The 18,187-nt window shown below is 42.6% G+C and carries 14 protein-coding genes; 7 read left to right on the forward strand and 7 right to left on the reverse strand.

All coding sequences use genetic code 11. The features are described 5' to 3' along the window. Positions 1 to 2: 2 nt before the first annotated feature. Positions 3 to 2,198, reverse strand: coding sequence for a 4-alpha-glucanotransferase (malQ, locus tag GNIT_RS10020; RefSeq protein WP_014109086.1), 2,196 nt, complete (start codon positions 2,196 to 2,198; stop codon positions 3 to 5). Between the two features lie 305 nt (positions 2,199 to 2,503). Between malQ and gap the strand changes: the two genes are divergently transcribed. Next, positions 2,504 to 3,499 (forward strand): type I glyceraldehyde-3-phosphate dehydrogenase, encoded by a 996-nt coding sequence (gap, locus tag GNIT_RS10025; protein ID WP_014109087.1) that lies wholly within the window; start codon positions 2,504 to 2,506, stop codon positions 3,497 to 3,499. A gap of 151 nt (positions 3,500 to 3,650) precedes the next feature. Beyond that, positions 3,651 to 4,529 (forward strand): D-hexose-6-phosphate mutarotase, encoded by an 879-nt coding sequence (locus GNIT_RS10030; protein ID WP_014109088.1) that lies wholly within the window; start codon positions 3,651 to 3,653, stop codon positions 4,527 to 4,529. A gap of 163 nt (positions 4,530 to 4,692) precedes the next feature. Here GNIT_RS10030 and GNIT_RS10035 read toward each other — a convergent pair whose 3' ends face one another. Genes GNIT_RS10035 through zwf form a run of 5 tightly spaced genes read right to left on the reverse strand, consistent with a single transcriptional unit; the run spans position 4,693 to position 10,333 of the window. Further along, on the reverse strand, positions 4,693 to 5,328 hold the full coding sequence (locus GNIT_RS10035) for a bifunctional 4-hydroxy-2-oxoglutarate aldolase/2-dehydro-3-deoxy-phosphogluconate aldolase (RefSeq protein ID WP_014109089.1): 636 nt from the start codon (positions 5,326 to 5,328) through the stop codon (positions 4,693 to 4,695). Further along, positions 5,328 to 6,287: a glucokinase gene (gene glk / locus GNIT_RS10040; RefSeq protein WP_014109090.1), complete on the reverse strand. Its 960-nt coding sequence runs from the start codon at positions 6,285 to 6,287 to the stop codon at positions 5,328 to 5,330. Before glk ends, GNIT_RS10035 begins: the two co-directional genes overlap by 1 nt. Continuing rightward, positions 6,284 to 8,113: a phosphogluconate dehydratase gene (edd, locus tag GNIT_RS10045; protein ID WP_014109091.1), complete on the reverse strand. Its 1,830-nt coding sequence runs from the start codon at positions 8,111 to 8,113 to the stop codon at positions 6,284 to 6,286. The genes glk and edd overlap by 4 nt, the downstream gene beginning before the upstream one ends. A gap of 9 nt (positions 8,114 to 8,122) precedes the next feature. Further along, complete coding sequence (pgl, locus tag GNIT_RS10050; RefSeq protein ID WP_014109092.1) at positions 8,123 to 8,815, reverse strand: 6-phosphogluconolactonase; 693 nt, start codon at positions 8,813 to 8,815, stop codon at positions 8,123 to 8,125. A gap of 9 nt (positions 8,816 to 8,824) precedes the next feature. After that, positions 8,825 to 10,333, reverse strand: coding sequence for a glucose-6-phosphate dehydrogenase (zwf, locus tag GNIT_RS10055; RefSeq protein WP_014109093.1), 1,509 nt, complete (start codon positions 10,331 to 10,333; stop codon positions 8,825 to 8,827). Between the two features lie 471 nt (positions 10,334 to 10,804). Here zwf and GNIT_RS10060 point away from each other — a divergent pair, with 471 nt between their 5' ends. From GNIT_RS10060 to GNIT_RS10070, 3 genes are all read left to right on the forward strand, one after another. Next, complete coding sequence (locus GNIT_RS10060) at positions 10,805 to 11,656, forward strand: MurR/RpiR family transcriptional regulator (protein ID WP_014109094.1); 852 nt, start codon at positions 10,805 to 10,807, stop codon at positions 11,654 to 11,656. A 94-nt stretch (positions 11,657 to 11,750) separates the two neighbouring features. Then, entirely contained in the window at positions 11,751 to 13,187 is a 1,437-nt protein-coding gene (pyk, locus tag GNIT_RS10065; protein WP_041246386.1) for a pyruvate kinase, read from the forward strand. Positions 13,188 to 13,293: 106 nt separating this feature from the next. Further along, positions 13,294 to 14,478 (forward strand): saccharopine dehydrogenase family protein, encoded by a 1,185-nt coding sequence (locus GNIT_RS10070; RefSeq protein ID WP_014109096.1) that lies wholly within the window; start codon positions 13,294 to 13,296, stop codon positions 14,476 to 14,478. A 152-nt stretch (positions 14,479 to 14,630) separates the two neighbouring features. Here GNIT_RS10070 and GNIT_RS10075 read toward each other — a convergent pair whose 3' ends face one another. After that, the gene (locus tag GNIT_RS10075; RefSeq protein WP_041246387.1) at positions 14,631 to 15,182 is read right to left on the reverse strand and encodes an NAD(P)H nitroreductase; all 552 of its coding nucleotides are present in this window, start codon (positions 15,180 to 15,182) and stop codon (positions 14,631 to 14,633) included. A gap of 503 nt (positions 15,183 to 15,685) precedes the next feature. Between GNIT_RS10075 and sppA the strand changes: the two genes are divergently transcribed. Further along, positions 15,686 to 17,551, forward strand: a complete 1,866-nt coding sequence (gene sppA / locus GNIT_RS10080) for a signal peptide peptidase SppA (RefSeq protein ID WP_014109099.1) — start codon at positions 15,686 to 15,688, stop codon at positions 17,549 to 17,551. Between the two features lie 117 nt (positions 17,552 to 17,668). Next, positions 17,669 to 18,157, forward strand: a complete 489-nt coding sequence (locus GNIT_RS10085) for a SprT family zinc-dependent metalloprotease (protein WP_014109100.1) — start codon at positions 17,669 to 17,671, stop codon at positions 18,155 to 18,157. Positions 18,158 to 18,187: the final 30 nt, after the last annotated feature.

Genomic DNA, 18,187 nt, shown 5'->3' on the forward strand with positions numbered 1-18,187 from the left:
AGTTATGTTTTACTAGCGTCCGACCTGCGGCTCGTTAAATTTTTTGCAAGGCTTACAATAGCATCATCCTCAAAAATATCTTCTAAATTGCGCGACAATTTTCGCTTCCAGTTCGGATATTCTTTAAACGTCCCAGGGATGTTTACCGGCTTGTCCATCTGCAACCAATCTTCTAGCTGTAAGCTCAACAGAGCACTAGAACCACTTGCCATATGGGTTTGCATTCCATAGTTGAGTTCCGTTGTCATGCCAACATCGCTAACATTTTTACTTATATCAGCAGAAATTGAATGATGTCCATGCAATGTATTTAGAATATGTTGCTTATTCTCGTGCCTCGTATCATAAAGTGCAGCTAATACTTCAGCATCTGGATACAACCCTACGTCTCGACCAAGTGCTAGATCGTCGCAATGCCAATAGCCGCTCAACGTGGGCATATCATGCGTTGTTAATGTCGCCATAGACTGCTCAGGATAATGTTCAGGTGCAAAGAAACCGCCGTCTTCAGCCTGTTCAAAAAAGAAAACGCGATAGGAGTACATACCATTATCGGCCAGCTTCGAACGAATTTCTTCTGGCACAGTACCTAAGTCTTCGCCTATTACTAAGCTCTCATTGCGCTGACTTTCCAAGGCTAATATGCCTAACAAGTCCTCTACAGGATAACAAACATAACCCCCTTTACTTGCGTGATCGCCACGGTATACCCACCATAAACGCAAGAGCGCCATCACGTGGTCGATCCTTAGGGCGCCAGAGGCGTGCATATTAGAGGCAAATAAATCAATAATAGGCTTATAAGCTTGTTCATAAAGCTTTATCGGATCCATTGGCGGAAGCCCCCAATTCTGACCGAGCGGCCCCAATATATCAGGCGGTGCACCTACGCTGGCATCGATACAATAAAGGTCTTTATTCCCCCATATTTCTGCACTACCCTCGCTAACACCTACAGCAAGATCTCGATACAAACCAATCAACATTCCTGCTTCACTGGCCGTTTTGCTTGCTGCCTCAAATTGCAGGGATGCTTGCCATTGTAAAAACAAATAAAAATTAACTCTATCTTTATACTGCTTTGAAAACTTAGCCACACTTGGCATGTTGTAGGCTTGATATTCATCAGGAAAAACCGGCCATCCCCAACATTCCTTTCCTTCAGACTTTAAACTTTCTTGCAGTGCTTCAAACACGGCGAGCGTTTGCAGACTTTCACCGCCGTGAGCAATAAACGCTTTAAATGCTTTATTCTGTTTTGTATTTTTACCCAGATATTTCATTTTATATTGAGTAAACACTTCATTCAACGCAGCTAATTTAATTGCCGCTACGCCTTCGTAATCCACGTAATCGACAGCGCGCAATGTTGCTAACTTTTGTGCAACATCATTGCCCTCGAACCATGTCTTTACGGCGCGATTATCAAATTCTGGCACCTGTTCGACGTCGATATATAGATAATTCAACCATCTTCGAGAACTGGGCCCATAAGGGCTGCAAACATCTGGGTTAGCTGGATATAATTCATGGATCGGATTCAAGCCAACAAAGTCCGCACCCTGCAAGGCAGCTTGTTTAATTAGTAATTGTAAATCTGTAAAATCGCCAATACCCCAATTGCGACGACTGCGCACACAATAAAGTTGTATACTTAAACCCCATATTTTCTTACCTTGTTGGATCTCTGCAGGAATAAAGCAACGCTGCGGCACTTTTATAATCGACGAAGACGCAAGTTCAATATCACCTATTTGCACACTTAATGTGTGGTAACCCATGGGTAACTGAATATCTAGTGTTATGGCATACTCGTGAAACTCTTCATCTTCAATTTCCACAACATTGATCAATTGATGATCAACCGCTTCTACCTCTCGTGTTTCTAAGTCGCCATTTTCAAACTGCACAGTGAGCGTTAATTTTTGAGCGGCCATTTCAATGGACAGGCGCAAGGGAAATATAAACGCTTCATCGTGCTTTATTACCTGAACAGGATTAAGTGCTGTCATCCACTGATGGGCTAAACCATCTTCAACTTGTTGTTCAAGCGCATTTGCATCATCAACTTTATATCCCATGGCTCTGAGCAACTTTATTTTGGTATCATCCATTACGGTTGCAGGCTTTCCCCATGCATCAACGAATGCCGATTCGATCCCTCTGGATACCACTAAATCTTCAATTATTTCGCTCATTTTATTTATCCTAATCTCCTTTGGTCTCAATTTGTAAATGCACCGAAGAAAGTTGTTGGCTTTTTAGCAACACGTTTTTTATACCACGCTTATGCAACACAGTTGTTAACGAAATGTTGTTAACACGCCATTATTCAACAAATCAGAAGAATAGGATATTGAATACGTTTGCATTCGTAGTTTACGCTAAAAATACTGTAATTAAACTACAATTAATATTATAACTTTGCAATATTTACGTATTTGATCCATAATTTATGTAATTTTATTTCAAATAATGAATTTTATTTTAACAGAGGTTTCTCATGGCTATTAATGTCGGTATAAATGGTTTCGGTAGGATTGGACGCTTGGTATTACGCGCAGCAGCAACCCGCGAAGATATTAACGTTGTAGCAATAAACGATCTTTTGGATATAGACTACATCGCTTATCTATTTAAGTACGACTCCACACACGGCAGATTCGATGGAACGGTGGAAGTACAAGACGGACACTTGATTGTGAACGGCAAGAAAATTAGGGTGACGGCCGAACGAACGCCAGAAAATCTAGCGTGGGACGCTGTTGATGTCGATGTTGTTGTTGAAGCAACCGGCTTATTCTTAACCAAAGAAACAGCCGAAAAACACATTACCGCCGGCGCGAAAAAAGTCGTACTGTCTGCGCCATCAAAAGATGATACCCCTATGTTTGTAATGGGCGTTAATCACGCAGACTATGCAGGACAAACAATTGTGTCGAACGCTTCATGCACAACTAATTGCCTAGCCCCTATCGCAAAAGTGCTAAATGATGAGTTTGGCATTAAAGATGGTTTGATGACGACTGTCCATGCAACAACGGCGACGCAAAAGACGGTCGACGGCCCTTCAATGAAAGATTGGCGCGGCGGCCGTGGCGCCTCGCAAAACATCATTCCATCGTCGACAGGCGCTGCAAAGGCCGTAGGCAAAGTAATACCAGCACTAAACGGTAAGCTAACGGGTATGGCATTCAGAGTCCCTACCGCTAACGTTTCAGTTGTTGATTTAACCGTTAACCTATCTAAACCAGCCAGCTACGAGAAAATTTGTGAAGTGATGAAAGCGGCTTCTGAAGGCTCGCTAAAAGGAATACTTGGCTATACTGAGGACGCCGTAGTATCGCAAGATTTTATCGGTGAAACCCTCTCTAGTGTTTTTGATGCAACCGCGGGAATTTCATTAACAGATACGTTTGCAAAGGTTGTTTCTTGGTATGATAACGAGGTTGGCTACTCAAACCGCGTATTGGACTTAGTTGCACATATTTCAAAGTAATTCATTGCCCAATAAATTGTTTCAAAAAGATGATTGTTAAGCTTTAATAGACTAAAAGTCGTTAACTAAGCTCAAAAGCATGAGTAACAAAAAAAGTAAAAGAAGACGGCAATTGCCGTCTTTTTTATTTTTCGCTCAATCAGGAAACACTATGTACACATTTATGAATGCGGACTATAGCTCGGTGTCAGCGAGCTATAGAGAGCAGATAACAACACTTACCATTAAAACTCAACATTGTAACGCTGAAATAGCGCTTTTTGGGGCTCACCTACTTAGTTTTATACCAAACTCTGATGGCAGAGAAAGACTATGGTTAAGCCCAAATGCTGTCATGAACAAGAGCAAACCCATACGAGGCGGAGTGCCTATTTGCTGGCCATGGTTTTCGAATATTCATCCTAAAAACGAAGTTAATGAGCAACTTCCTGCTCATGGCTTTGTCCGAAATCAAGACTGGCATGTCCATGCGATAACAGAAACCCAAGACGAAACCGTTATTATGCTAAGCCCAAATCAACTGGGCATGTTCGGCTTTTCTAATAAAATCTCAGTTTTTGTTGAATTTACTTTCTCAGAAAAGTGCAGTATCAAACTCATCACTAAAAATGCAGGTAAGCGTTCTGTAAGGATAACGGCAGCGTTGCACAGCTATTTCAATGTAAATGATATCCATCAGACCGAAATATTAGGAATTGAAGGCGAGTATTTAGATAAAACCAGAGGCAACGCTATTTTCAAACAGAGTAAACCCTACTTGTTTACTGGTGAGACAGACAGAATACATTTACAAAGCGATAATCATAAATTTGAATTAATAACGGTTAATTCGAATAACGATAACATTGCTATAGAGCAACGCGGGCACGACTCTGTTGTAGTTTGGAACCCATGGCAAGAAAAGAGTGAAGCGATGGCTGATATGCAGGATACTGGCTATCTCAATATGCTTTGTATAGAAGCTGCCGTTACCCAAGGCATCGATCTCGCGGCTAACGCAGAGCATGAGCTAGTGCAAATTATTAGTTAGTCATACTGGATTAGCTTCATTCCATTTACCTGCTTTAAAGTAAATAAAAAATGCGGACTTCGACGCACGCCGAAGTCCATTTATCTTTTACTATTTCAGTCTATTTAACAAGCTATTACGCCAACTATTGTGTTGTTGATTGCGTAATAACCTGCGCAAGCAATTAAACCTTTACCGCTTGCTTTGCAAGCTCGGTAATTTTTGACCATTGTTTATTTTCAATCACATCCGCTGGCGCTAGCCAGGAACCACCGCAGCATTTGACATTGGGAAGTGCCAAATACTCTTTGTAGTTGCTTGGACTGATGCCACCTGTTGGGCAAAATGAAATATCAGGGAAAGGCCCACCAATTGATTTCAATGCATTCACGCCGCCGGCTGCTTCAGCAGGGAAAAACTTCAGATGGTCGTATCCTGCATCCTTTGCTGTCATTAAATCTGAAATATTTGAAATACCTGGGATCAGAGGGATAGTCCCTTCTTTACCTGCCTGCAATAAATCAGCAGTTAAACCAGGACTGATTGCAAATTTTGCTCCGGCTTCCGTCACCGCTTTCAGTTGTTCACGATTAGTGACTGTGCCAGCGCCAATATAAGCTTCAGGCAACTCTTTGGCGATAACACGGATGACATCCATCGCAGCTTCTGTGCGCAGTGTCACTTCCAATACATTGATACCACCTGCTATCAGTGCTTTTGCAATAGGCACAGCGTCTTCAACATTTTCAATCACGAGAACAGGAACAACGGGTCCTTGATTAAAAATTTCTTCTGAGGAAAAGATCCAGTTATTCATCATCAATGTTTCTCTTTGGTTTGTTGTAGTAAATAAGCTAATGCGCCGAGTAGTCCGTGATCAGGCTCATTAATTAAATAAGTCGGTATATTTTTAACATACCCAGCAAAGTTGCCTTTATCTTCAAATTTTGAACGAAAGTCACTGTTAACAAAAAATTCGCCCAAGCGAGACGCAATGCCCCCACCGATGAAAACGCCTCCAGTGGTGCAAAGATTCAACGCTAAATTACCGGCAAAACTCCCCATGACACGACAAAACAGCTGAACAGCGTTCACGCATGTCGGATCAGTATTCGCTAGTGCATGCTTGGTGATATCAGCAGGGTCATCAAACACGGTTTCGATACCATCATGCCTAGCCAGGGCCTGATAAATATTAACAAGACCTCTTCCAGACAGTAGCTCTTCAGCAGGAACGCGACCTAATTTTGCTTTAATATACCGCCAAACGATGAGGTCATTTTCATCATTTGGCGCAAAATCAACATGCCCACCCTCGCCATCAAGAGTTTGCCAACCGCCGCTAGTCCAAGTTAAATGCTCCACGCCTAAACCTGTGCCAGGACCGAAAACGGCAATATTCCCTTTTTCTAAAGGTACGCCTGAACCAACTTGTATCACCTGCTCTTTTGTTAAGGTAGGCAACGAATACGCAACTGCCGAAAAATCATTAATGACTAAAAGGCGAGCTAAATTCAGCTCCTTTTTTAAAGCTGTTTTGGAAAATGCCCAAGTATGATTTGTCATTTTCACTAAGTCGTCATTTACCGGACACGCAATCGCAATGCAACCGTACTCAAAGTTATCGACATTGGCTTCGCGCGCAAAATGTGTAATTGCGTCAGTAATAGTGTCAAACTGTTTACACAAATACTTCGTAATGTGCATCAAGCTGCCATTTTCTACCAATGCCAAGCGTATGTTTGTACCACCTACGTCGGCTACAAACATCTGACTCATAGCGCTTGCTCTTGCTCAAAGAACAACGAGCACGCACCTTCTTCTGCACCGGTAAGTGATGCTCTCATTCCAGCAAACATCTCTCGTCCCATACCGACGTGGCTATCTCGCAAATCTGCTTTTGCGAGTTCACGTGATGCTAATTCTGCCTCGTCAACGTGTAAAATAAATTCACCTGTTGATGTGTTTAACTCAATAATATCGCCATTTTTTACTTTTGCGATCAAACCGCCCTTATAAGCTTCTGGCGTCAGATGGATAGCCGCAGGTACCTTACCCGATGCTCCTGACATTCGACCATCAGTTACTAACGCGACTTTATAACCCTTGTCTTGCAAGACCCCCAATGGTGGCGTTAAGCGATGTAATTCCGGCATTCCAATTGCTGCGGGCCCTTGGAAGCGCACAACAACAACACAATCCTTGTTTAAATCACCATCATTGAATGCTTTATCTAATGCGTATTGGTCTTCAAAAACAACAGCCGGTGCTTTAATATGACAACTAGGCTCGCGTAATGCGGATGTTTTCATTACTGCACGACCGATGTTCCCTTCCAATACAGAGAGGCCACCATCTGGTTTGAATGGTTCAGACACTGTCGCTAAGACTGTTTTATCCAGTGATTCTTTTGGACAATCAACCCACAAAAGTTCGCCATCCCGTAACACAGGTTCTTTTGTATATTGCTCTAACCCTCTGCCACAAATTGTATTTACATCATTGTGTAGTAAACCTGCGTCCAGCAATTGTTTGAACAATAAGCCCGTGCCGCCAGCCGCAGTAAAGTGATTAATGTCGGCCGAACCGTTTGGATAAATTCGAGTTAATAGCGGTGTTGCTTTCGATAAGTCAGAAAAATCATCCCAATTGATGATCAGTCCAGCCGCACGAGCGACGGCAACTAAGTGCATAGTATGATTAGTAGAGCCACCTGTAGCGAGTAAAGCAACGATACCATTGACCATTGATTTAGCATCAACAATATGACCAATTGGCATATAGTTTTCACCCAAATCGGTCAAGCGCGTTGCCTGTACAGAAGCCGCTTTCGTCAACGCCTCACGCAGAGGCGTTCCCGGGTTAACAAAAGAAGCTCCCGGCAAATGCAGACCCATCACTTCAACGACTAATTGATTACTGTTAGCAGTACCATAAAAAGTGCACGTACCCGCAGAATGATACGACTGAGACTCAGCCTCAAGCAGCTCATCGCGACCCACTTTACCTTCGGCGTAGGCTTGACGAACCCGCGCCTTTTCTTTATTTGGCAGACCAGATGGCATTGGTCCTGCTGGGACGAATACCGTGGGCAAATGCCCAAAACTTAAACCACCCAATAACAAACCGGGAACTATTTTGTCACAAATACCCATCATAATAGTGGCATCGAACATGTTGTGTGAAAGCGCGATTGCAGCTCCCATCGCTATATTATCGCGACTCATCAGGCTCAATTCCATGCCTGGATTTCCTTGAGTAACACCATCACACATAGCAGGCACACCGCCCGCAAATTGCGCAACGCTCCCTACTTCATTAATCGCCTGTTTGATTTTTTGAGGATAATTTTCATAAGGCTGATGTGCAGACAGCATATCGTTGTAAGACGAAATAATTGCAACGTTGGCTTTGGTCATACTGCGCAAGTCAGATTTGTCATCTGTATTACATGCCGCAAAACCATGCGCTAAGTTGCCACAGGACAGCGCGCCTCTCAAAGGACCCTGCTTACGTGCTTTCTCTATTTTAGTTAAATAAGCTTGGCGTGTTTGTTTACTTCTTTCAATAATACGTTGAGTTACTTCTTGAATCATCGGGTTCATGTCTTTCTCCTAAGGTGCCCACATCAATTCGACGTTGGTCTTATCACAGACAGCTTTAATCGGTTTCTCTAGGTCAGTATAGTTCTCGAGTGCATCTTGTAGAACGTCTCGTTTTTTCTGGCCAGTTAAGTGTAAGAATACGTTCGCACTGCTTACGAGTGCGCGTAATGTAAACGACATGCGTTGATGTGGCGCAGTCGTCGGTTGTGTTGCTATCAGCATTGCTGGAGAATTAACGTCAAGTCCCGCTTCAATTTGCGCAGAACATGGAAACAACGAAGCCGTGTGACCATCTTCGCCCATGCCTAAAATAACAACATCAAATGGCAAGCCTACTTTGTTAAACGTTGCCGTTAATTGCTGAACTGCATCCTCAGCATTTTCATGTACTGTTTTCAGTGGAACAAAATTCGCCTTAGATGCTTTATCTTGCAGCAAGTTTTCCCTGACTAGTTTTTCATTACTCGCAGCATCTGTGTTAGCGACCCAACGCTCATCCGCTAGTGTTATTGTGACCTTGGACCAATCGATGGAGCGAATGGATAGCGCTTTAAACAGGGGTAAGGGTGTACTTCCTCCACTTACCACTAAACTCGCTTTACCGCGTTCACTAATTGCTTGCTTCAATATATCTGCTATACGTTGACTAAAAACAGTCGCTAGTTCGCTAGCAGAGCTAAACGTAGTTGTGTGTAAACTCATACTATGGTCCTATTTGCTGCGCTTAATTTTTGTTTCATACCAAGAACGGTCTTCTCTCGCTAACAGTGCAATAGCGGACACCGGTCCCCATGTGCCTGCTTGATAGCTTTCCGGTGGCTCATTGCTTGAATCCCATGCGGCTTTAATTGAGTCAACCCATGTCCACGCTTGCTCTATTTCATCGCGTCTAACAAATAACGCTTGGTTTCCAATCATCACTTCTAAGAGCAGTTTTTCATATGCATCTGGTATACGCTGTGCCTCAAATGCTTCAGAAAAACTCAAGTTTAGTTTAGATTTCTGCAAATCCATCGAACCAGTACTAGTTAATCCTGGTATTTTATTCATTACCGTAATTTCAACGCCTTCGTCCGGTTGCAAACGAATAACTAACTTATTTTGCGGTAACGTAGTAAAGCTATCACCAAACAAATTATGCGGTTGACGCTTAAAATAGATGACGACTTCACTGGTTTTGTTGGGTAAGCGCTTTCCGGTTCTTAAGTAAAAAGGAACGCCTGCCCAGCGCCAGTTGTCGATTTCTGCCTTAATTGCTACAAAAGTCTCGGTCTTGCTTTTTTCATTAGCATCCGGCTCTTCTAAATATCCAGGCACTTCCTCACCGCGCACAAAGCCAGTGATGTATTGCCCTCTCACTGTTTTAACACCCACATTTGATGAATTTATTGGGCGCAAGGCTTTGAGCACTTTTAGCTTTTCATCTCGAATACTGTCAGCATCTAAGGTAGTCGGTGGTTCCATTGCGACTAAGGACAAAATTTGCAATAGATGGTTTTGCACCATGTCTCGCATTTGACCTGCGTCATCGAAATAACCCCAACGGCCTTCAATACCCACGGATTCAGCAACGCTTATTTGAACGTGATCAATACAATTGTGATCCCAGTTCGTTGCAAAAATACTGTTTGCAAAGCGCAGTGCTATCAAATTCAGAACGGTTTCTTTACCAAGATAATGGTCAATACGATAAATTTGTTTTTCATTAAAAAACTCTGCAACTTGCTCGTTAATTAATTTAGATGAGACTAAGTCATGACCGATAGGCTTTTCTAAAACGACTCTAACACTCGGGTCAATAACATTTGCCGCGTTCATTCCTTGGCAAATATCACCGTAAATAGAAGGAGGTGTTGCGAAGTAGCAAACCATTGTGCGGGATGCATCAACGTGCTCACAGAGTTGTTTATAGTCTTCAGGTTGCTTCATATCAATTTGGACATAATCTAAACGCTGTTCAAATCGTTGCCATGTTTCTTCGCAAAAAGTTTCACCTAAAAATTTAATGATATTTTTTTTCACTTCAGCAGCGTAGTCCACCTGGGGCATATCTTGCCGCGCCACACCGACAATGTTGGTGCCCGCGTTTAATAGATTGGCTTTTTCAAGTTGATAAAGAGAAGGAAGTAGCTTGCGTCTTGCTAAGTCACCTAGGGTGCCAAATAAGACAAAATCAATGGGTTCATAACCAGAATTAGTTTCCCCAATTTCTATACTCATAGTAGCCTCTTTGCATCACATTCATGCAACATTGTAATAATGACGGGTAATAATGCACATAGTAAACAACAAATGTAGTAATATTACAACCAGTACGGTTCAAAATACGAAACTCTTTAACAATAATTATACACGGCAATTTATTTTTTAAGCGCCGATGATATAGATAGCCTTAAAAATCATACAATTGTTTATTAGCGCCTGTTACAACGACGAAAACCCCACTGTCTGCAATCTCGAACAAAGTACGATACTGGGTCATAATTAAGCATCATCAAAAATTTATTCCATAGTAAAATGTTAATTATTTTGGTTAAAAAGTTACAACAAAAATGACAAACACAAAAAATAATCGTAGTATTATTACAGTTTAGCTGTTCGTGAGCGACTAAGATCATCCTCGGATTTACTTGGAACGCGCTATAAACAAAGAAGAGAGCGATCTAAAGCCTCTTTAGTGAGACAACAAAAATGAACATACTCGAAAAAATTACACGACAAAAAGTTGATTTTAGCAAATCAGAGAAGAAAGTAGCGGAAGTCATTCTTGCTAATCCGCAAGTGGCTATCCATTCTTCAATCGCTACATTGGCAAAAATGTCGAACGTGAGTGAGCCTACAGTCAACAGATTCTGTCGACGATTAGATACAAAAGGTTACCCTGATTTTAAACTTCACTTAGCCCAAAGTCTCGCAAATGGCACACCTTATGTTAATCGCCATGTTGATGAATTCGACGGTCCAGCTGAATATACAAATAAAATTTTTGAATCAACAATGGCTGCGCTCGAAGTTGCCCGGCAATCTATTGATATTCCAACAGTGAACCGCGTTGTCGATCTTCTAACGCAAGCTAAAAAGATTTCATTCTTCGGCATGGGCGCATCTTCTTCTGTCGCTCACGACGCTCTCAATAAGTTCTTCAGATTCAATGTTCCAGTCGTCTATTTTGAAGACACGTTGATGCAGCGCATGAGCTGCATGAACTGCACGGAGGAAGACGTTGTCGTTTTGATATCTCACACAGGCAGAACCAAAAGCTTGGTGGAAATTGCACAAATCGCACGTTCTAACGATGCTGTTGTTGTTGGTATTACGTCTGCCGACAGCCCTCTCAGCAAAGAATGTAACTATGTCCTTTCTTTAGCAGTGCCAGAAGACACAGATTTATACATGCCAATGGCGTCTCGTATCGCTCAACTCACATTGATTGACGTTTTAGCGACTGGCTTTACTTTGCGCCGAGGCAATAAATTTAGAGAAAACTTAAAAAGAGTGAAAGACACATTAAGAGGCAGTCGATATACAAAAGCAGACACGTAACGAAAACTTAATCTCAGCGTTTAATGAAAGCAGTCATCGTTTGCTGATATAAAAATATATCAACCTGAAACCACAATATAAATTGAGTAAAGATATGTCGCGAAGAACAAAAATATTAGCCACACTTGGCCCTGCTACTGACACACAAGAAACCATAGAAGCTATTATAGCCGCAGGGGCAAACGTGGTGAGGATGAACTTCTCTCATGGAAATGCTCAAGACCACATCGAGCGTGCTAAAAAAGTGCGTGCAGCAGCAAAAAAATTAAATAAATACGTTGCCATACTGGGCGATTTACAAGGACCTAAAATACGCGTATCACGATTTATCGATGGTGCAGTAACTTTAGATGTTGGCCAAACTTTTACACTTGACGCTGAATTAGACGTCAACGCGGGCAATATCAAGGAAGTCGGTATTGATTACAAAGCCCTTCCCGACGACGTCAGTGAAGGCGATTTACTGCTCTTAGATGACGGCCGTATACAGCTAATCGTCGTTAGAGTTGAAGGTAGAAAAGTTATCACTACCGTAACCGTTGGTGGCAAATTATCAAATAATAAAGGCATTAACCGTCAAGGCGGCGGATTATCAGCTGAAGCCTTAACAGACAAAGATAAGCGTGACATTCTTACCGCAGCGGAAATTGGTGTTGACTACCTCGCTGTTTCTTTTCCTCGCTCAGGTGCAGACTTGAACTATGCGCGCGAACTAGCCGTCGCTGCCGGTTCGAACGCAAAAATTTGTGCAAAGGTAGAGCGAGCAGAAACCGTCGCTAGCGAAGAAGCAATGGACGATATCATATTGGCGTCCGATGCTGTCATGGTGGCTCGCGGCGACTTAGGCGTTGAAATTGGTGATGCACAGCTTCCAGGCGTGCAAAAGAAATTAATCGCTCGCTCTAGGCAGTTAAATCGTGTTGTTATTACTGCGACGCAAATGATGGAATCGATGATTGAAAGTCCGATGCCAACGCGTGCAGAAGTAATGGATGTGGCCAACGCCGTGTTGGACGGCACAGATGCAGTAATGCTGTCGGCAGAAACCGCAGCGGGTAAATACCCAGTTGAAACGGTCAAGGCAATGTCTCGGGTTTGTGAAGGTGCCGAAACTCACCCGAGTGTTAAAATATCTAAACATCGATTAGACGAATTTTTCAAGGATGTCAGTGAAACGACAGCAATGTCTGCGGTATATGCAGCTAATCACTTACCTACAATAAAAGCTATTGTCGGGCTAACTGAGAGCGGAACGACACCAAAACTAATGTCTAGGATAACAACATCCTTACCCATTATTGCCATGTCGAGACACACTGCGACACTAAATATGATGGCACTCTACCGTGGCGTCATCCCATTATATTTCGATTCATCAAAGTGCCTACCAGGCGAAATGACATCTGATGTTATTGCGGCGTTGAAAGAGTCAGGTCTGCTACAAGATGGTGATCAAGTTATTCTTACCTATGGCGATCGCATGGAGACGGTTGGTGCTACCAACGCGTGTAAAATTGTCACCATTATTTAAAAGAAGTTTGAGTGATAGGCATAAATAATCTAAAAAAATACTGCCGATAAAGCTTCGGTCGTATAGTTATGCCCTAAGCCAATATTATTTTAATACAGGGAAACGAATGCTAAATAACGCAAATAAGAAATATGATGTTGTCATTTTTGGTGCTACCGGTTTTACCGGCAAGTTAGTTGTAGAATACTTCCTTAGTCAATACGCTGCTGGCAGCAACGTTAGTTGGGCAATGGCTGGCAGAAATCTAAAAAAGTTAGCGGAAGTAAGGGATGAGTTAAATGCCCCTGCTGATACTCCACTAATTGAGGCCAATGGAAACGACGTTGATAGCATTGCGAAACTCGTCAAACAAACTGCTGTTGTGCTAACAACCGTCGGGCCTTACCAAATATATGGTGAAAATTTAGTCAGAACTTGCGCCTCTTCTGGAACCGGTTACGTTGACCTTTGTGGTGAACCGACTTGGATGCATGACATGATTGGCAAATATCAAACGCAAGCAGAAAACAGCGGTGCTAAAATCATATTTTCATGCGGTTTCGATTCTATTCCTTTTGACCTCGGAGTTTATCATTTGCAGCAAACAGCCATCGCAGAAACCGGCTCGCCCATTGAATATGTCAAAGGTCGTGTGCGTAAGATGCAGGGTAAATTCTCGGGCGGCACTGCTGCAAGTCTGAAAGCGACAATGAAAGCTGCATTCTCAGATCCAAATGTAATGAAGGTGCTAAAAAACCCGTACTCTCTTGCATTGGCTACAGATGGGGTTGAACAACCTAATGGCGACAAGCCATATTTCGATGACGCATTGGGCAGTTGGGTTGCTCCGTTTATAATGGCGGCAATCAACACGCGCAACATACATCGCTCAAACATGTTGCTGGGTCACCAGTATGGACAAGATTTCAAGTATGATGAAATGCTGCTAACAGGACCTGGTGCTTCTGGTGAAGCAACGGCAAACGCTGTTGCAAATGATAAGTCTCTTGGCGGTGACGATGGTCCTAAACCCGGTGAAGGGCCCACTAAAGAAGAACGCGACAACGGTTTCTACGCTCTCATGTTCGTTGGTGAAGACAAAAAGGGAAAGACAAGAATTTCAAGCGTATCTGGCAAACTCGATCCGGGCTACGGCTCTACGTCTAAGATGATTGCAGAAAGTGCTCTTTGTTTAGTTGAGAATTATGAAACTATTGCAGGAGGCTTCTACACGCCGGCACCTGCATTGGGAAATAAATTAATCAAACGTTTAACGGACAATGCTGGGCTAACATTTAAGATAGAAGCGTAATATGCAGCTTTTGCGGCGCACGTCTCGACTGCAGTAATCGGTCACTTTAACGTGAGCAGTAAATAACAACTTTCAAAGAAGCAAAACTAAGAACCTAATAAAGACCGTTGCAGCCGCAACGGTCTTTATCTACGTTTTAACAACACCTAGTGTCATTCCCAAACATCAAAATACTCAGCGCTCAGGCGCTGCGGTTTTGGCATTGTTTTTAGCTTACTGCTGCCGACATACAGGAAGCCTAGAATTTCATCGTGATCAAAACAGCCAAACGCGTCTTTCACCACTTTATCTTGTGCATAGTTCCCAGTGCGCCAAACGCCTTGAAACCCCTGTACTAAAGCGGCCATTTGCATACTATGAACGGCGCATGCAGTTGAGGCGACTTGCTCTACCCAAGGAACTTTATCATTCTCTTTATATTTACAAATAGCGACAATAACCATAGGCGCTCGTAGCGGAAGTTGCACCGCTCGATCCACAATAGTTTGTTCAAGCCCAGAGTTTATGGCTGCTTGCTCAAATATTTCACCCAGCTTTACAAGCCCTTTTCCTTTACAAACAACAAACTTCCATGGGGTTAAGCAACGATGGTCCGGTGCACGTAAAGCAGCTTGCATTATATTTTCAAGCACAACACCCTCAGGTGCCGGCTCAGTCAATCGCGGTTGAGAACTTCGATTTAGTAAAAGATCTAACGCTTGCACATTCACCTCCAAAAAACGATAAACAGAATTATTAAACAGTCTGGGGCTACCTAGACAGCTAAAAGTATTGTTCTGCAAACTAACCTAGGCAGTTTGCATACTGTGTTATTGAGTATTCTATTGTATTGTATTGCACACATGTATTTAAAACAACGAACACCTTGCGGAGCAATAATGCGGCGACAGGAAGTGCAGTAACGGAAAACGTAGCAACTAGCAGCAACTAAAAACAAAGCAGGAAACCACACCGGTGCAAAAAAAATCTAGGCCCTTGCAAAACATTATGCGTAAACATGCAAAGGCGCCACATATACAAAAACGTCAAAGCGATCTGTTGATGACATTCGCAAGTAATGAACATAAGGCAATTGCTCAATTGATTCAAGCTTGGCTAAATGAGCATCGGCAGAAACCGTAACAAACAATTACATTTAAACATTTTCGTTTTTCACATCAATTCGATATCATCGAAAGTGAAGGAAATTAAAAGGTAAATTATTAAAATGTCAGAAAAAAAGAGTTGGACTAAGTCGTTTTTCATCGGTTCTTGGAACGTGATCAACTTTACTAGAAAGTTCGTGTTAAACATCATCTTCTTCATCATACTTATTGCTGTCCTCGTAGGAATAAGCAATTCAGGTGTTGAAAAGGCCATTGTACCCAACAGCAGTGCACTTGTGCTCAACCTTAGCGGCAACTTGGTAATTGAAAAACAATATGTCGACCCAGCCGAAAAATTTGCAGCCGAAGCATTTGGGCAAGGCACAGACAACCCTGAAATATTGGTGAGAGACTTAGTTAAAGTCATCAATAATGCTAAAGAAGACAAGCGCATCAAAGCAATAGTCTTGCAACTGGACGGGCTTGGCGGCGGTGGTTTGGACAAGATGCGCTTGGTCGCTGAAGCACTGACAGACTTTAAAGAATCTGGCAAACCCATCTACGCTATGGGTGATTACTACGGTCAGAATCAATATTACTTAGCCGCTCACGCCGACAATGTATATCTGAACCCAATGGGTGCCATGATCATTGAGGGTTACGGTCGTTACAGAATGTATTACAAAGAAGGCTTGGAGAAATTGCGTGCTTCAGTACACGTCTTTAAAGTCGGCAAGTTCAAATCAGCTGTTGAGCCTTACCTGCGCGACGATATGTCACCTGAAGCAAGGCTTGCTAATGAAGCGTGGATGAACGAACTATGGTCACAGTATAAATCAGATGTTACTTCAGCGAGAAAGATGGAGTTGAGCAACTTTGACGAAAAAATGGAACAGTTAATTCCAAAATTTGAATCCGTAAACGGCGACTTTGCACAATACGCGTTACAAAACGGTTGGATTGATGGTTTACGATCACGCAATGATTTCCGTGAGGAAATGGTTACATTGTTGGGTGAGGCCGATAACAAAATGGGCTATAACACGGTTAAGTATGAAAATTACCTCAGCCTAATTACACCAAAAATTCCTTTACCTGAATCAAACAAACAAAAAGTCGCGATTGTAATTGCAAAAGGCACCATTTTAGATGGTACTCAAAAACCGGGTACGATTGGTGGTGATAGCACTGCTCAGTTACTTCGAGAAGCGCGCTTAGACGACAATGTGAAAGCCGTTGTACTGCAGGTTGACTCTGGTGGCGGCAGTGCCTTCGCCTCTGAAGTTATTCGCAAGGAAATAGACCTCATTAAAGCCGCTGGAAAACCTGTTGTTGCATCAATGGCAACGTATGCAGCGTCCGGTGGCTATTGGATATCCGCCAGTGCCGATGAAATTTTTGCTGAGCCAAGTACTATAACAGGCTCTATTGGTATATTCGGTATGATGACAACGTTCGAGCGGACGCTGGAATATGTTGGCGTGAGAACCGACGGTGTAGGGACAACTGAATTGGCAGGTATGAGCCCTACCCGCGGACTTTCACCTGGGATAAAGCAAATAATCCAAATGAATATCGAACGTGGTTATGAGCGCTTTATTAACCTTGTCGCTACGGAACGCAGCATGACGGCAGAATCCGTTGATGAGATTGCTCAAGGTCGAGTTTGGATTGGGACGCAAGCGCTAGAGTTGGGTCTGGTTGATAAATTAGGTAGTTTAGATGACGCCGTTAAATCGGCCGCTGCGCTTGCTGAACTCGAAGACTACGAAACGAAGTACATTGTTAGAACACTGTCTGACAAAGAACTATTTTGGCAAAACTTTTTGCAGGGAACGGCTAATGTATTTTCAGGTTTAGACATTGAACCCAAAACAAGCGCTTTTCAAGAAATCTTGTCTAAGGTTGACGCCGACCTTAAGCAGTTTTCGCAACTAAATGACCCTCTTGCTACCTATGCCATGTGCATTGAATGCCAGGTAGACTAAGGTCAGTTATCATGCATTGATAACGCAGTTGTTATGCTGATACTGCATTGGACAACTAAACACAAAAATGGACAGTTTCGACTGTCCATTTTTTTTTGCATAACGTAAAATGCAGTCATGAATGATACATCCCTTCTCAACGCTGCTGCGGCAGCTATTGAACAAAGCTGTAAGCTCGCTGAAGATTATTTCTCAGTGTCTTTCTCCATTCCGACAGTTAATTTACATCAACGCGGTAAAATTGCCGGCAGTGCCCATCTACAAAAAAATCTAATAAAGTTAAATAGAAAGTTATTTATTCAAAATTTTGACGATTTTTTACAACAGGTCATTCCGCACGAAGTAGCGCACATCATCTGCTATCAGCAATTTGGAAGAGTAAAGCCGCACGGAGCCGAATGGCAGAGTTTGATGCGCTCACTTTTTCAGTTAGATGCGCACGTAACTCATAAATTTGATGTTAGTAATGTTGGTATGCAGGATTTTGCCTACCAATGTGAATGCAATAATCTGATTATGCTTAGCGTAGTGCGCCACAATAAAGTGATGAGAGGTACTCAACGGTACCGATGCCAGAAGTGCAAAGCCGTGTTAACGCCCTGTTAATCAGCTTATTTGCTTACCTTGAAAAATAAG

The sequence above is a fragment of the Glaciecola nitratireducens FR1064 genome, from assembly GCF_000226565.1.
In the GTDB taxonomy this organism is placed as follows: Bacteria; Pseudomonadota; Gammaproteobacteria; order Enterobacterales; family Alteromonadaceae; genus Glaciecola; species Glaciecola nitratireducens.

What these genes read in the sequence shown, in the direction of transcription:
- pgl (WP_014109092.1), bottom strand. Translation starts at nt 8,815, where the DNA reads ATGAGTTTACACACAACTACGTTTAGCTCTGCTAGCGAACTAGCGACT.
- GNIT_RS10060 (WP_014109094.1), top strand. Translation starts at nt 10,805, where the DNA reads ATGAACATACTCGAAAAAATTACACGACAAAAAGTTGATTTTAGCAAA.
- malQ (WP_014109086.1), bottom strand. Translation starts at nt 2,198, where the DNA reads ATGAGCGAAATAATTGAAGATTTAGTGGTATCCAGAGGGATCGAATCG.
- gap (WP_014109087.1), top strand. Translation starts at nt 2,504, where the DNA reads ATGGCTATTAATGTCGGTATAAATGGTTTCGGTAGGATTGGACGCTTG.
- edd (WP_014109091.1), bottom strand. Translation starts at nt 8,113, where the DNA reads ATGAACCCGATGATTCAAGAAGTAACTCAACGTATTATTGAAAGAAGT.
- GNIT_RS10030 (WP_014109088.1), top strand. Translation starts at nt 3,651, where the DNA reads ATGTACACATTTATGAATGCGGACTATAGCTCGGTGTCAGCGAGCTAT.
- GNIT_RS10070 (WP_014109096.1), top strand. Translation starts at nt 13,294, where the DNA reads ATGCTAAATAACGCAAATAAGAAATATGATGTTGTCATTTTTGGTGCT.
- sppA (WP_014109099.1), top strand. Translation starts at nt 15,686, where the DNA reads ATGTCAGAAAAAAAGAGTTGGACTAAGTCGTTTTTCATCGGTTCTTGG.
- pyk (WP_041246386.1), top strand. Translation starts at nt 11,751, where the DNA reads ATGTCGCGAAGAACAAAAATATTAGCCACACTTGGCCCTGCTACTGAC.
- GNIT_RS10085 (WP_014109100.1), top strand. Translation starts at nt 17,669, where the DNA reads ATGAATGATACATCCCTTCTCAACGCTGCTGCGGCAGCTATTGAACAA.
- GNIT_RS10035 (WP_014109089.1), bottom strand. Translation starts at nt 5,328, where the DNA reads ATGATGAATAACTGGATCTTTTCCTCAGAAGAAATTTTTAATCAAGGA.
- glk (WP_014109090.1), bottom strand. Translation starts at nt 6,287, where the DNA reads ATGAGTCAGATGTTTGTAGCCGACGTAGGTGGTACAAACATACGCTTG.
- zwf (WP_014109093.1), bottom strand. Translation starts at nt 10,333, where the DNA reads ATGAGTATAGAAATTGGGGAAACTAATTCTGGTTATGAACCCATTGAT.